This window comes from Bradyrhizobium sp. CCBAU 25360 (assembly GCF_028128695.1).
Lineage (GTDB): Bacteria > Pseudomonadota > Alphaproteobacteria > Rhizobiales > Xanthobacteraceae > Bradyrhizobium > Bradyrhizobium ottawaense.
In genome coordinates this window covers 863,136-875,919 of record NZ_LBJA01000045.1, presented here as the reverse complement: position 1 = coordinate 875,919, position 12,784 = coordinate 863,136, and the positions used below count along the sequence as shown (strand labels likewise).

Here is a 12,784-nt window from a genome sequence, read left to right as displayed (position 1 = left end):
ATTTGGATCAAGCCTGCAGTCCCAGTCCGGCCGCTAGGCTTTCCGCATGGAGCCAATCAGCCGGGCGCAGGCCGCAGACCTTGAAGACACTTCGCCAACTTTTTTCCACCAGCGACGTCGTTCAGCTCGTGATCCGGCTCGGCTTGCTTGCGCTGCTAATACTGTGGACGCTCCTGATCATCCGTCCCTTCGTGCCGATCCTGACCTGGAGCGCGGTACTTGCCGTGGCATTCTATCCGGTCTTCAGCTGGCTCGCGAAATGTCTGGGCGGCCGCCCGCGGACAGCGGCGGTGCTCCTTACCTTCACCATGCTCGGCATCGTCATCGGTCCGGCGGCCTGGCTCGGCCTCAGTGCGGTTGAAGGGGTCAGGGAGCTCGCAGGGCAACTCGGTAGTGGCGATCTCGCGCTGCAGGCGGCGCCGGAGCGGATCAGGGACTGGCCGCTGGTCGGGCCGCAGCTCTACGATCTCTGGAATCAGGCCTACACCAACATCCGCGCGGCCGTGCGCGAAGTTGCGCCATATCTGAAGCCGATTGCCGCCAAGATGCTGTCATTCGCAGGCAGCGCCGGCCTTGGCACCCTGCAGTTCCTGATGTCGGTGCTGGTCGCCGGATTTCTCTTTCCATATGGTCCGCAGCTCGTCAGCGCGATCCGCGGTTTCCTGTTCCGAATCGTGCCGGAACAGAGCGAACATTTCCTCGAGCTGGCGGCTGGGACCATCCGGGCGGTGTCGCAAGGCGTCATCGGCGTCGCCATTATCCAGGCGCTGCTCGCCGGCATCGGATTCAAGCTGGCGGTCATCCCAAGCGCGGGGCTGCTCGCCGTCATTGTTCTGCTGCTGTCGATCGTGCAGCTCGGTGCAGGGATCGTCCTCATTCCGGTCGTCATCTGGATCTGGATGGACAAGGACGTCACCACGGCGCTGCTCCTGACTGTGTTTCTCGTCATCGTCGGTCTTCTCGACAACATCCTGAAGCCGCTGGTCATGGGACGGGGCCTCTCCACGCCGGCGCTCGTCATCCTGATCGGAGTGATCGGTGGCACGCTCGCGCATGGGATCATCGGTCTGTTCATCGGACCGATCATTCTTTCGGTCGCCTGGGAACTCACAGCGGCCTGGATCAGCATCGACCGGGCCGTGCGGCCTGCGCAGCTTGTCGCTGACCGTTGACTTAAATCAACGCCTCAGCGATGGCGGCGCCTCTTGAATGCCTTGCACGACGACGCAGCGTCCTCTTTTTGGACATCAAGCGCCAGCGCGGCGATTATTGGCAACTGAACCTGCCCGCAGGGTAATTCCTACTATCGCTATTGATGAACGCAGAAGCGCAAGTGAGGTCGGTTATGGCCGGAACGAACAAGCTCTCGGTCGAGAAAGCTCTCGAAAAATTGCGCCAAGATGATCGGATCAAATCGAGCGGAGAGCAGCGTGACGAAAAGAGTGAAGACCTGCGTCGAGAGATCAAGCGCATGAGGGCGCAGCGATCGCGGCTTGATCGCGCGCCCTCCAAGTAAAGCGTAGCTGTGTCCAGGCGTGACCATCTAAGTGCGCACGGATCGAGCCGGCCAAGGCTGGAGTAAAGCGATGTGGGTGCTGATGTATGTCTTTTCCTACTCGATCAGTCCTGCCGCGACGAACGACAAGGCGGAATGGCGACTCCTTCCGACTGTCGTCTTCCAGGAGTTTTCCAACGAAGAGCGGTGCCGGAAGGCCAAAGCCACGCTTGAAGGAAGCTTGAGCGGGGCGGGCGCCAAGCTCCGAATCGGCTTGGAGGATCTCAAGAGCCTGGGTAAAGCGGATCCAGCTCAGATCATCATCGCGTACAACGTGGAATGCCTGCCGAAATAGGCCCCTAGGCCGCGGTGTAGCCCAGGTGCCCGCATCTGTGGATGCGAACCGGCAATCGGCATGAGACCGCCGGCATCGTACCGATCGGTCCAAATTGGGTCCAAGTTCGCGTTGCGCTCAGTCCAAAGCTAAGCTAACTCCCTGGCATTGTTACGAGGGAAGGGTGGCCGAGTGGTTTAAGGCACCGGTCTTGAAAACCGGCGTGCCCGCAAGGGTACCGTGGGTTCGAATCCCACCCCTTCCGCCAGTCTATCCGAACGGGGTCTCTCGGTCGGGCTTTCCCGAGCAGGTGATCGGTGGACCAGGCGTTAAATCCGGACGGGCTCGGCAAGCTCAAGCTCCGCATTCAGGCGTTGCGCGCCAAGACCATCGCCAATGGCTGCACCGAGGACGAGGCGCTGTCTGCCGCCGCCAAGGTCGCCGAGCTGCTGGATCGCCACGATTTGTCACTCTCCGACGTCGAGCTGCGCGCCTCGCCGTGCGAACGGAGGGTCTATGAGACCTATCGCAAGAAGCGAATTCCGCTCGACGACTGCATCGGCGCGATCGCTCATTTCTGCGATTGCCGGGTCTGGCGCGAGAAGAACCCGGCCGGCGAGAACATCTATGTGTTCTTCGGTCTCGGCGCCGATGTCGAGGTCGCGCATTACCTGGCCGAATTGATCGACGGCGCCGTGCGCGCCGAACTTGGCCGCTTCAAGACCTCGGTCGACTACGCCCGGTTCCGGCACCAGGAGCGGCATCTGGCCAATGCCTCCTTCGCGCTCGGGATGGTGGCGTCCATCGCGCAAAGGCTGGTGGCGATGAAGGCCAGTCGCGATCAGGTCAACGAAAGCACCGGTCGCGGGCTGGTCGTCCTCAAGACCTCGGTGGTCGATGCAGAATTAGACAAGCTCGACCTCAAGCTCCGGACCGCGCGCAGCACCAGCCGGATGGTGTCGATGACGGCCTATGAAGCCGGCGGCGCCGCCGGCGCGTCGCTGGCCATCAATCCCGGCCTTGGCGAGTCGCAGTCAGAGACCGCTCGCAAGGGAAGCTGAGGGGCGCGGCTTCGGCCGGAGTCGAGAGCATGGCGATGTCGGTCGTCTATGCTGCCGGCGTGCTGATAACATGCAGCGTCACCGTAATTCGGCGGAGACTGTGAGAGCGGAAGCGACGAGGGGCGGTAGCGACTTCGTCGCGCAGCCGGCACCGGACTCGAAGTGGAACAGCAGCTACCGCGAAGCGTCAGTAGCTGGTAGGTTCGGCACGAAGTGAGGACCGACAGCATGGCGACGGACTGCTGCGAACAGAGCGGCTCTTGCTGCAGCCCCCCACCATTGAACCTCGAACCTGTTCGGCGCACAGCGTGCGGGTCCGCAGAGGCGGCGTGTGGTTGTTCCGGCGGTGTTCCGGTCTTCGACGGAATGGACCCCACGTACAAGCGGGTCCTCTGGACGGTAATCGCTGTCAACGGCTCGATGTTCTTGATCGAGATGCTTGCTGGGCAACTGGCAGGTTCACAGGCGCTGAAAGCCGATGCTCTGGATTTTCTTGGTGACACGGTGACGTATGGGCTCAGCTTGGCCGTGATCGGGGCGAGCCTGCGACGCCGAGCTACAGCCGCCCTTTTCAAGGGTCTCTCTCTCAGCGTGATGGCGCTCTGGGTTGTCGGGTCGACTGTCTACCAAACGCTCATTCTCGGTACGCCAAAAGCAGAAGTTATGGGAGTGATTGGATTTCTTGCTCTTGCGGCCAATCTCGGTTCGGTCTTGATGCTCAGGCCGTACAAGGATGGGGACGCGAACGTCCGGTCTGTTTGGCTCTGCTCGCGAAACGACGCAATAGGCAACGTGATCGTGATGGTCGCCGCCTTGGGCGTTTGGGGGACCGACACAGCTTGGCCCGACCTCCTCGTCGCTGCCGTGATGGGTGGCATCTTCCTGACCTCCTCGATCCAGATACTCCGACAGGCTTGGAGCGAGTTCAACGCGGATAACTCCGCAAGCCAGCAGACCGCTGCCGCTCGTTGACAACTCGGGCGGCTAATTAAGATTGGAAGCTTGTCCGCCAACATGAACAGTGATGCCTAGAACGTGCGACTCTTGAACACCTGAGCATTGACCAAAGCGTACGAGGAAGGCGGATGATCTGCACCCTTCCTCGCGCAGCCGTGGCCCCACACGCTTGAGTCCCCCCGTCTGTTCTGACGGGCAGCTCGACTGGAGAGAAAGCCTCAGCTCTTCGGATCGCCGCCCTTCAGCGCGTTCCAGGCGGCCTGGTTCGCCTGGTCGAACGCCTTGCGGGATTCGGCGAGTGCGGCGCTCAGGACCGACCAAGATTCGCTGCCGGCCTGCTTCAGCTTCTGCAGACGCGCTTCTGCTTCGGACGCATCGGATTTCATCTGCTGGAGCGCGGCATCGACATCGACGGTGCGGGCTGCAGCCACTTTACCCGCGGCTTCGCGGAATTTGTCCGCCGCTTCGCGCCACGCCTTTGCCTGGGCCGCTGCAACGTCCTTGAAGGTGGCCTGCTGCTGCTCGAACTGTTTTCCGGCGCCTTCGAAGTAGGTTTTCACCTGGGCCTCGAATCCAGCCCACTGCTTCTCCAGGTCAGCCTTGGCGTCCGTCCAGGCGGCTTCACCTGCTTCCGCCTGGGTCCTGAGCATCGCCTGAAACGCGTCACGGCGCGTCGTCAGATCGGACAGAAGTTGATCCGTCTTCACCTTGGACTCTGCCTTGGCCTGACCGGCCTTGACCTCGAACGAGGCCAATGCGGCGTCCATCTCGTCGATCCGCTCCTTGGCCCAATTGAGGTAGAAGTGCATGCTGCTCTGCTGTGACATGGCCGTCTCCATCTGCTTGCCGACGGCAGGTTCCCAGAGCTTCGGCTTGCTCGTATTGACCTGTCTCAATGATCGTGATCTCACGAAATTGCGACGGCGGCTTCGCACAGCGCAGACCCAGCGCCAGACAACCTCGACCTCCTGGATTTGTGGAACCCCTTGAGCGTTCAGCGCGTTTAGACGCGAATGCGATTGCGAGGTCCACCTGCTTCAGAGCTCATCCACCCTGATCCCCGGCGACACCGTCTGGCGGCGGTGCAAGGCGCGGCACGTGGCGGTTCTGAACGATGCTGCCGCTTATTTCGCGGCCCTGCGCGAGGCGCTGCTCGCGGCGGAAGATATCGTCTACATCATCGGGTGGGACATCCACAGCGAGACCAGACTGGTCGGAGCGTCGGGGCGGGCGGACGACGGCTTGCCGGAACTGCTCGGCCCATTTCTGCGCGCCCTCGTGCACCGCCGGCCGGACCTGCGGATCAACATTCTCGTCTGGGACTTCGTCTCGTTCTACGCCTCCGAACGGGAATGGAATTCCGCGGCCAAATTCACTGCCGACACGGACGGCCGCGTCCGATTTCATCTGGACTCCACGCTTCCGTTCGGTTCGGCCCAGCACCAGAAGATCGTCTGTATCGATGGTTCGCTGGCGTTCGTCGGCGGGCTCGATCTGACGATCAGGCGCTGGGATACGAGCGACCATCGCGCCGATCACGAACTGCGCTGCGACCCCCAGGGCAAGCCATACCCGCCGTTTCATGATGTTCAATGCGTGGTCGACGGGGATGCTGCCGCCTCGCTGTTCGAGCTGGCCGAGGAGCGCTGGCGTGCGGCAGGCCTACAGATGCAGGATCGGCGTGCGCAAAAGGGGATGCGCTGGCCGGCGGATGTGCCGGTCGAGGCTGAGCTCATGCCGGTTGGGATCGCCCGGACCGAGGTGGTCTGTCCTGCAGGTTCGACCATCAGGGAGGTCGAACGCTCCTTGATTGCAGCGATCCGTTCCGCGACGAGTTTTATCTACATCGAGAACCAGTTCACCAGCGCCATCAAGATCGCGCGTGAGTTGGCGGAGCAGATGCAGCGCGTGCCGTCGCTCCGGGTTCTGGTCGTCGCTCCAAAACTGCATTCCTCGTGGCTGGAATCCCAGGCCATGCAGAATGGCCGTGGCGCGTTCATCGACTGCTTCAGCGAGGCCGGCGTGGCAGATCGCATCCGCTTCGTCTACCCGGTCTCACGAGAGGGAGACAAGGAAGCGGCCGTGATGGTGCACAGCAAGCTCATGATCGTCGATGACAGGATCTTGAGGATCGGCTCGGCCAATTTGAACAACCGGTCGATGGGCGCCGACAGCGAATGTGATCTGATCTTTGAAGCCGTATCCGACGAACATCGGGAGTCCGTCGCTTCAGTTCGGCATCGCCTGATAGCCCATTTTTGTGGCCTCGACGAACAGAGCGTCAGGCAAAACGACGATCGTCTTCTTGCTCTTATGGACGAGGTGTCGAAAGCCGATGGCCCGAAGACGCTGCGGGCAGTGGAAGCCTCCGTCCTGACCAGCACCCTTGCCACGATGGTTCAGCCGGTGGCGGACCCTGAGCGGCCCCTTCATCTCGAGCGGGCGGCATCGCGCATGTGGAGCACGAAGACCGTCATCGGGATCTTATCGATCGCCGTGGCGCTTCTTGGCTTGGCAATAGCCTGGTCGTACACCTCCTTGGGCGATTTCGCCGACACGGGCCGCATCTCGAATTTGCTGTCGACCTATTCCCAGTCCGTCTGGGGGCCGCCACTCGCAATCGCGGTTTTTGTCGTCGGCGGGCTGGTGGTGTTTCCGGTGCTCGTGCTCATTGCAGCAACGGCTGCCGCGCTTGGGCCATGGCTGGGTTTCGCCACGGCGATCGCCGGTGTCTTGCTCAGCGCCTTCATCCTTTTCGTGATCGGGCGCGCCCTCGGACGGCAGCGGCTTCAGCAGTTGCTCGGACGACGTGCCGCGCGGATCCAGGACCGCGTTGTCGGCAAGGGCGTCCTGGCTGTCGTCGTCATCCGGATGATTCCCATCGCACCGTTCTCGGTCGTGAATGTCGTGGCTGGCGCGAGCACGCTGCCTTTACGCGACTTCCTGCTCGGAACCCTGCTTGGCATGACGCCTGGTATTCTTGCCATGGCCGTGCTGGGGGCTCAGATCGCGGATTTGGCCCGCAACGCATCCTGGAGCAGCATGTTGCTGTTGGTGCTGGCGTTCCTGGGCTGGCTCGGCGTCTGCGCGGGCGCGCAATTCCTCGCGACCTGGCTCGCCGGGAGGCGCTGATGGCGCCGGTGCGTTTCATGACGTGGAATGTGCACGGCACGTTCAATCTCAATCCGAAGTTCGATCTGGAGGGGGTCTGCTCCATCCTTCGCAAATGGGCCCCTGATGTCGTCGCGCTTCAGGAGGTGGATTCGCGATCGAGGTCCGACGATCCGTTTGCGAAGCTGGCGAGTGTCGTCGGCGATCACCGCGTTCACGCCAAGTCGATTGTCACTGCGGATGGCGACTACGGTCAGATGCTGCTGAGCCGCTTTCCGTTCTCCGGGGTGCCCGAAATCGTCGACGTGTCGTATCGGGAGCGCGAGCCGCGCAGGGCCATTGCCACTGGCCTCCTGACGCCGGTCGGTGACGTGCGCGTGGTTGCCACGCATCTCGGCCTGAGCATCCACGAGCGGTATGCCCAGGCACAAACCCTGGTGAGCCTGGTGAAACCCGGAAGGACCGTCGTCCTCGGCGATTTCAACGATTGGTTTTGGGTCAAGTCGGTGCGGCGGGTGCTCGCGCAGGCCTGCCCCAACCGTACGCGGCTGCGCACCTTCCCATCGCGCCTACCCCTTATGCGGCTTGACCGGATTTATGCGACGTCTGATAGCCGGATCGAGAAGGTCTGGACCGACGTGGAGGCGAGAGCCTTCTCGGACCATCTGCCCGTCATTGCCGATGTTGAGATCCAGGGGCCTTCGAGAACCCAAGAAAATCTTTATTGTCCAATAGCATAGCTACTGTGCATGGGGTTGTTTTTCGATATTTGCTGGAGCGGCCTTCGGGCACGGCGAACAGCTCGAGTTCCAATTTGCGGGTCCGCGGGGTCCACCTTATGGAACCCTTTCGCCGCGTCTGCGTTGTCTCCGCATGACTGAAGACCTTTCCTTCCGACGCAAACCCCTGACCCCCGAGCAGCGCCAGGCGCGCGATGCGGCACGCCGGATCGAGGCCGAAAAGGCCATGCGCGACCATGAAGAGGCGCAGAAGGCGTTTTACGCCAACAAGGAGCGGCTGAGGGCCGAACGGCTGGCGCGCGAGGCGGCGGCGGCGAAGGCCTGATCCTGCGCGGGTCCCTCCGGCAATATTCTGACGCGATCTGTCCGTGCGATGCCGCCGGCTAGTGCCGGTTCGGCGTCCTCGTCGCGCTCCAGGCCAGCCTCAGCGCCTGGACGGCACCTGTGAACGCGCCACGGGGCGATTGCGCTTCGATGGCTTCGGCTGCGATGCGGCAATCGTCGGCGACTTTGAGCAGCCCGCTTCGCGCGAGGTCCATGGTGGAGAGGGCGGCCTGCTCCAGGCAGACCCGTTCAAGCCGTCGAAACTCCCGCAGCTCTTTGTTCATGCGTCAGCTCTCGGTATGCCCCAAGCCATGCGGCGCTGAGTCTGCTTAACGATCGGTAAACGGTCTCTGCCTAGCCAAGTCGGCTGGCGCCGGGCTTGTGCGGGCCATGCACGCGCCCGGCGCGGGGGCGCATCGGCAGGCTTGACGGCGTTTGGCTTCCGCCGGAAGCTTCAACTGATCCGAACTGACGTGAAGCACGGAGACGTTCGCCCCCAGCCAGTCCGACACCCATCAGCGCAAGTGCAAATGGAGCTGACCATGACCACGTTCGACAAGCGCGAGCAGGGCTTTGAGGCCAAATTCGTCCACGACGAGGAGTTCATGTTCAAGGCCACCGCCCGGTCCAACAAGCTGCTCGGGCTCTGGGCTGCAGGCCAGCTCGGGCTCAGCGGCGATGCCGCGGCAAGCTACGCAACCACGCTGGTGACGGACCATCTGGAGAGCCGGGCGATCGCCGATGTCGTGGACAAGGTGTCAGGCGATCTCGCCGCCAAGGGCATCGCGCGTGAGCAGGTCGCGCTGAAGCTTCAGGAGTGCCTGCACCAGGCGCTGGCGCAGCTCGAAGTGGACAAGCAATAAGGCCGACGTTGGTAACCTCACTCGGCCTGCTTGCGCGTGCCGGAGTCACCGAGCTTGTCGACATAGGCAATGCCGATCGCCGAAACGACGAAGGTGAGGTGAATCAGCACCTGCCACATCACGCCGGTCTCGGTGAAGCCGGCGCGGTTCGAGCCGAGATTGCCGGCCTCGATGAAGGTGCGCAGCAGCGCGATCGAGGAGATGCCGATGATGGCCATGGCGAGCTTGATCTTGAGGACGCTTGCATTGACGTGGCCGAGCCATTCCGGCTCGTCGGGATGGCCCTGCAGGTCGAGCCGCGAGACGAACGTCTCGTAGCCGCCGACGATCACCATCACCAGCAGATTGGAGATCATCACGACGTCGATCAGCGCCAGCACGCTCATCATGATCTGCTGCTCGGTGAGATCGAGGGCGTGCCAGGAGAGGTGCCAGAGCTCTTTCAGGAACAGCGCGATATAGACGCACTGCGCCACGATCAGTCCCAGATAGAGCGGCAGCTGCAGCCAGCGCGAGCCGAAGATGATCATCGGCAGCAGGCCCAGGCGCGGCGGGGGCGAACGGGGTTCGGCACGAGGTTCGGATTGGGGTGAAGGCTCAACCGACATTCAGGCTGCATCCTCGCAATCGAAACGATCGCTTTTATCTAGCCCGACAACATGGCCGGCGGAAGACGCCCCGCGTGTCTCGCCTTCGGCGGACCTGGCCATTTCGTGCTAGCGTGCCGAACGGCCATCGCGCGACGATGTGGATCGGGAGGCGGGGAGTGACGAGGAGCGGCTTTCGCAGATGGTCCGGCGGCATCGCGCTCGCCGGCGCGATCATGATCGGCGCGGGCACCGCGGAGGTCTCGGCGACACCGCTGACGCCGTTTCGCTACGAGGCGCAGGCGCAGCGTCATTGCCCGCACGACAAGGTGGTCTGGCTCGACTTCAGGAAGGGCATCTACTACCGCAAGGGTCAGAAGCGGTACGGCCAGGGGTTCGACGGCAGCTTCGTCTGCCTGAACGAGGCCCGTGACGGCTTCTATCGTCGCTCCGTGCTGGGCCTGCGCTGAGAGCGGCGCCTGACGCCGGCTATTTCTGCGCCGGCAGCCTGACCGGCACGTGCGGGGAGGTGCTGATGACCCGGGGGCTGCCGTCGGGATAGGAGCGGTCGCCGCGGATCAGGGATTCCAGGACCAGGAAGAATTTCTCGGCAAGCATTCGCGTCACCCTCGTTGGTGATGGCCTCTGGAAATGAGTCGAGGCAGCGAACGCGGGAATTCAATCAACGGATTGGGAGCGGGACATCGGCGCCTGATGCGCCTGATGGAGCTGTGCTGGAGGGTAACGAAGCGGAGCGGGGCTCAGGCGAACGCCAGTGCCACGAGGCTCGAGCAGAGCAGGACCAAGCCGCCGGCGGTCAATGCCAGGAAGCCGTCAGATACCAGGTCATGGTTGCGCATGTGACACCTGCCGCTCTCGTTTTCGATGCTCGGTCGGATCGATCAAAATTGTCCGAACGCGCCGCTTGAAAGAGGTGATGCTTGCCGATCGCGCGAGTGCCCTCAGGCCCTCGTGCGGTAACCTTCAAACGCATGGGCCAGGAAGATCCCCGCGCTTACCAGACCCATCAGTGCCGAAACCGTCTCGATCATCGTTAAATTCCAAATCCCGCCCTTGCATCCGAGAGAACGCGTGCGGCCTTGCACAGTCAAAAGAATTCCAGTGAAGGCAGCGACAATGGGGGTGGAGTGAGGATTTGGCGCAACAGAATGTCCAGCCGTGGCACAGAGTCGGTGCCATCGCTCCGTAGAACAACGGAAAAATGCGAACGTCTCGTTTACCATCCCGGCGGGATCGCCGTGGGCTCCCCATTTCCGCCGTGTTCGGGTTGCGTTATCGTTACCGCTTCCGACGCGGTGGTGGGCCGCCTCGGATTAGAGGACCGGACAGCGCTCCCCGTGGCCAAAGCGGGTTGGGTACGCCTCCGGCAAAGTGGTATTTGGGGCGCATGGGGATCCGTCGGTCAGATTCGGTTTTGCGGGCCGCGCGTGGTGCTGCGGCGGTCGCGGCCTGCGTTGCGCTTGCCAATTGCGCCTCCTCCAACAAATTCGCCAGCCGCGTCGATCCGAAATACGGCGTATCCTCGAGCCCCCGGGTCGTGGCGTTCGGGGACCCGGTCCCGAAGGGCGGCGGCACCTACCGCGTCGGCAAGCCCTATGTCGTGGCGGGCCGGACCTACGTGCCGGAGGAAGACGTCAACTATCGCGCCGAGGGCATGGCGTCCTGGTACGGCGACGACTTCCACGGCCGCCTGACCGCCAATGGCGAAGTGTTCGACATGACCTCGCTGACCGCGGCGCATCCGACCCTGCCGATGCCGTCCTATGCGCGGGTGACCAATGTCTCGAACGGCAAGTCGCTGATCGTGCGCGTCAACGACCGCGGGCCCTATCACGGCAACCGCCTCATCGACGTCTCGAACAAGGCGGCCGAACTGCTTGAATTCAAAGGCAATGGCGTCGCCAAGGTCCGCGTCGAATATGTCGGCCGGGCGCCGCTCGAAGGCTCCGACGACCGCCAGCTTCTGGCGACCCTGCGCACCGGCGTTCCGGCGCCGTCGCCCTCGATGGTCCGGGTCGCCTCGGCCAAGCCCTTCGTGCCGGAATTGCCGGGATCGAGCCGCGGTGCCATTCGCGGCGACGTGCCGATGCCGGAGGGGCGGCCCTATAATCTCGGCACCACTTCCGCCGACATGGCCTCGCTCAACGCGACCTCGGAAATGTCGGCCTCGAGCCGCAGCCGGGGCCGGGCGGTCCACAACGCCCGCGCCGTGTCCTATGAAGAGGACGGCCGCTACGCGGCGGAGAACGCGCCGTCGTCGGCCGACGGCGCTGCCGAGGCCCGCAGCATCCTGAGCGGCCGCGGGCTCTACTAGACTGCGCTTTCGTTCAGGAATTGCACCAGCGCCGCGTTCACCTCGTCGGGCCGTTCCTGCTGCACCCAATGGCCGGCGCCCTCGATGATCAGCTTTCGCTTCAGATTGGGCAGCACGCGCTCGAGTTCGTTGACGCGCTTGGCGCCGATCAGGCCGGTGATGACGGCGTCCCTGGAGCCGGCGATGAACAACGAGGGCTGATGGATCTGCGCATCCTGCCAGGGCGCCGTCAGCTCCCAATTGCGGTCGATGTTGCGGTACCAGTTCAGCCCGCCGCGAAAGCCGGACTTGCGGAAGCTCTCGGTGAAATAGGCGAGATCTGCCTCGCCGAGCCAGGCGGGCAGCGGCTCCTCGGCGGTCGCGTGGCTGAGAAAGCCCTTGCCCTCCTGCACGAACATGGCGGCGGTGGGATCGGCAAGGCCGCGTCCGCCGAGCACGATGCGCATGGTGCGGGCGACGTCGCGTTCCAGCTCGGCCTCGGCGACGCCGGGCGCCTGGAAGTACTGCCAGTAGAAATTGGTGACGCCGCCCTGGCGCAAGAGGTCGAGCGGCTTGCCGCGGCCGCGGAACGGCGGCGGCACGCTGAGGCCGGCGACCGCCGTGAAGATGTCGGGCCGGAACAGCGCCGCGTGCCAGGCGACCGGCGCGCCCCAATCGTGGCCGACCACCATCGCCTTGGTCTCGCCGAGCGCCTGCACCAGGCCGACCACATCGCCGACCGTGTCGAAGATCGAGTAGGCGGCAACCTCAGGCGGCGCGGCGCTTTGGCCGTAGCCGCGCATGTCGGGGGCGACGACGTGAAATCCGGCCGCGGCGAGCGCGGGGATCTGGTGGCGCCAGGAATAGGACAGCTCCGGCCAGCCATGGCACAGAACGACCAGCGGACCCTGGCCGGCTTCGCGGATGAAGAGTTCGATGCCGTTGGCCTTGATCACGCGGGTGGAGGACATCGCTTTTCCGCCTTGTTTCAGGGGTTT

General features: G+C 63.5%; 16 protein-coding genes and 1 tRNA gene. 12 read left to right on the top strand and 5 right to left on the bottom strand.

Annotated elements, in window-relative coordinates; translation table 11 throughout:
• Nucleotides 1–80 precede the first annotated feature (80 nt).
• The 6 genes from XH81_RS38390 (at nt 81) to XH81_RS38365 (ending at nt 3,862) form a co-directional block, all read left to right on the top strand.
• Nucleotides 81–1,172 (top strand): AI-2E family transporter, encoded by a 1,092-nt coding sequence (locus XH81_RS38390; protein WP_271596822.1) that lies wholly within the window; start codon nt 81–83, stop codon nt 1,170–1,172.
• A gap of 173 nt (nt 1,173–1,345) precedes the next feature.
• Nucleotides 1,346–1,516, top strand: a complete 171-nt coding sequence (locus tag XH81_RS38385; RefSeq protein WP_162832270.1) for a hypothetical protein — start codon at nt 1,346–1,348, stop codon at nt 1,514–1,516.
• Nucleotides 1,517–1,586: 70 nt separating this feature from the next.
• On the top strand, nt 1,587–1,850 hold the full coding sequence (locus XH81_RS38380) for a hypothetical protein (protein ID WP_028144611.1): 264 nt from the start codon (nt 1,587–1,589) through the stop codon (nt 1,848–1,850).
• Nucleotides 1,851–2,007: 157 nt separating this feature from the next.
• A tRNA-Ser gene (locus tag XH81_RS38375) sits at nt 2,008–2,097 on the top strand.
• A gap of 49 nt (nt 2,098–2,146) precedes the next feature.
• The gene (locus XH81_RS38370) at nt 2,147–2,890 is read left to right on the top strand and encodes a DUF7168 domain-containing protein (RefSeq protein WP_028144627.1); all 744 of its coding nucleotides are present in this window, start codon (nt 2,147–2,149) and stop codon (nt 2,888–2,890) included.
• A gap of 228 nt (nt 2,891–3,118) precedes the next feature.
• Nucleotides 3,119–3,862 (top strand): cation transporter, encoded by a 744-nt coding sequence (locus XH81_RS38365; RefSeq protein WP_049801972.1) that lies wholly within the window; start codon nt 3,119–3,121, stop codon nt 3,860–3,862.
• A gap of 203 nt (nt 3,863–4,065) precedes the next feature.
• Here XH81_RS38365 and XH81_RS38360 read toward each other — a convergent pair whose 3' ends face one another.
• Nucleotides 4,066–4,674, bottom strand: coding sequence for a hypothetical protein (locus XH81_RS38360; protein ID WP_028144628.1), 609 nt, complete (start codon nt 4,672–4,674; stop codon nt 4,066–4,068).
• Between the two features lie 271 nt (nt 4,675–4,945).
• On the opposite strand from XH81_RS38360, the gene XH81_RS38355 reads away from it, so the two are divergent.
• The 3 genes from XH81_RS38355 (at nt 4,946) to XH81_RS38345 (ending at nt 8,023) form a co-directional block, all read left to right on the top strand.
• Nucleotides 4,946–6,979 (top strand): VTT domain-containing protein, encoded by a 2,034-nt coding sequence (locus XH81_RS38355; protein WP_271596821.1) that lies wholly within the window; start codon nt 4,946–4,948, stop codon nt 6,977–6,979.
• Nucleotides 6,979–7,698 (top strand): endonuclease/exonuclease/phosphatase family protein, encoded by a 720-nt coding sequence (locus tag XH81_RS38350; protein ID WP_038946790.1) that lies wholly within the window; start codon nt 6,979–6,981, stop codon nt 7,696–7,698. The genes XH81_RS38355 and XH81_RS38350 overlap by 1 nt, the downstream gene beginning before the upstream one ends.
• 133 nt (nt 7,699–7,831) lie before the next feature.
• Nucleotides 7,832–8,023, top strand: coding sequence for a hypothetical protein (locus XH81_RS38345; RefSeq protein WP_028144630.1), 192 nt, complete (start codon nt 7,832–7,834; stop codon nt 8,021–8,023).
• Nucleotides 8,024–8,081: 58 nt separating this feature from the next.
• On the opposite strand, the gene XH81_RS38340 is transcribed toward XH81_RS38345, so the two are convergent.
• Nucleotides 8,082–8,306 carry a hypothetical protein gene (locus XH81_RS38340; protein WP_028144631.1) on the bottom strand — a complete coding sequence of 75 codons (225 nt, stop codon included), beginning with the start codon at nt 8,304–8,306 and terminating at the stop codon, nt 8,082–8,084.
• Between the two features lie 258 nt (nt 8,307–8,564).
• On the opposite strand from XH81_RS38340, the gene XH81_RS38335 reads away from it, so the two are divergent.
• On the top strand, nt 8,565–8,885 hold the full coding sequence (locus XH81_RS38335; RefSeq protein WP_038970337.1) for a DUF1476 domain-containing protein: 321 nt from the start codon (nt 8,565–8,567) through the stop codon (nt 8,883–8,885).
• Between the two features lie 17 nt (nt 8,886–8,902).
• On the opposite strand, the gene XH81_RS38330 is transcribed toward XH81_RS38335, so the two are convergent.
• Nucleotides 8,903–9,493 (bottom strand): TIGR00645 family protein, encoded by a 591-nt coding sequence (locus XH81_RS38330; protein WP_028144632.1) that lies wholly within the window; start codon nt 9,491–9,493, stop codon nt 8,903–8,905.
• Between the two features lie 158 nt (nt 9,494–9,651).
• Between XH81_RS38330 and XH81_RS38325 the strand changes: the two genes are divergently transcribed.
• Complete coding sequence (locus XH81_RS38325) at nt 9,652–9,942, top strand: hypothetical protein (protein WP_028144633.1); 291 nt, start codon at nt 9,652–9,654, stop codon at nt 9,940–9,942.
• 19 nt (nt 9,943–9,961) lie between these two features.
• Here the strand turns inward: XH81_RS38325 and XH81_RS38320 are convergent, their stop codons facing one another.
• A complete protein-coding gene (locus tag XH81_RS38320; RefSeq protein WP_256379428.1) occupies nt 9,962–10,090 on the bottom strand; it encodes a hypothetical protein in 129 nt (42 codons plus the stop codon).
• A 790-nt stretch (nt 10,091–10,880) separates the two neighbouring features.
• On the opposite strand from XH81_RS38320, the gene XH81_RS38315 reads away from it, so the two are divergent.
• Complete coding sequence (locus XH81_RS38315) at nt 10,881–11,807, top strand: septal ring lytic transglycosylase RlpA family protein (protein WP_049801968.1); 927 nt, start codon at nt 10,881–10,883, stop codon at nt 11,805–11,807.
• Here the strand turns inward: XH81_RS38315 and XH81_RS38310 are convergent.
• Nucleotides 11,804–12,757: an alpha/beta fold hydrolase gene (locus tag XH81_RS38310; protein ID WP_271596820.1), complete on the bottom strand. Its 954-nt coding sequence runs from the start codon at nt 12,755–12,757 to the stop codon at nt 11,804–11,806. The genes XH81_RS38315 and XH81_RS38310 overlap by 4 nt on opposite strands.
• Between the last annotated feature and the right edge of the window lie 27 nt (nt 12,758–12,784).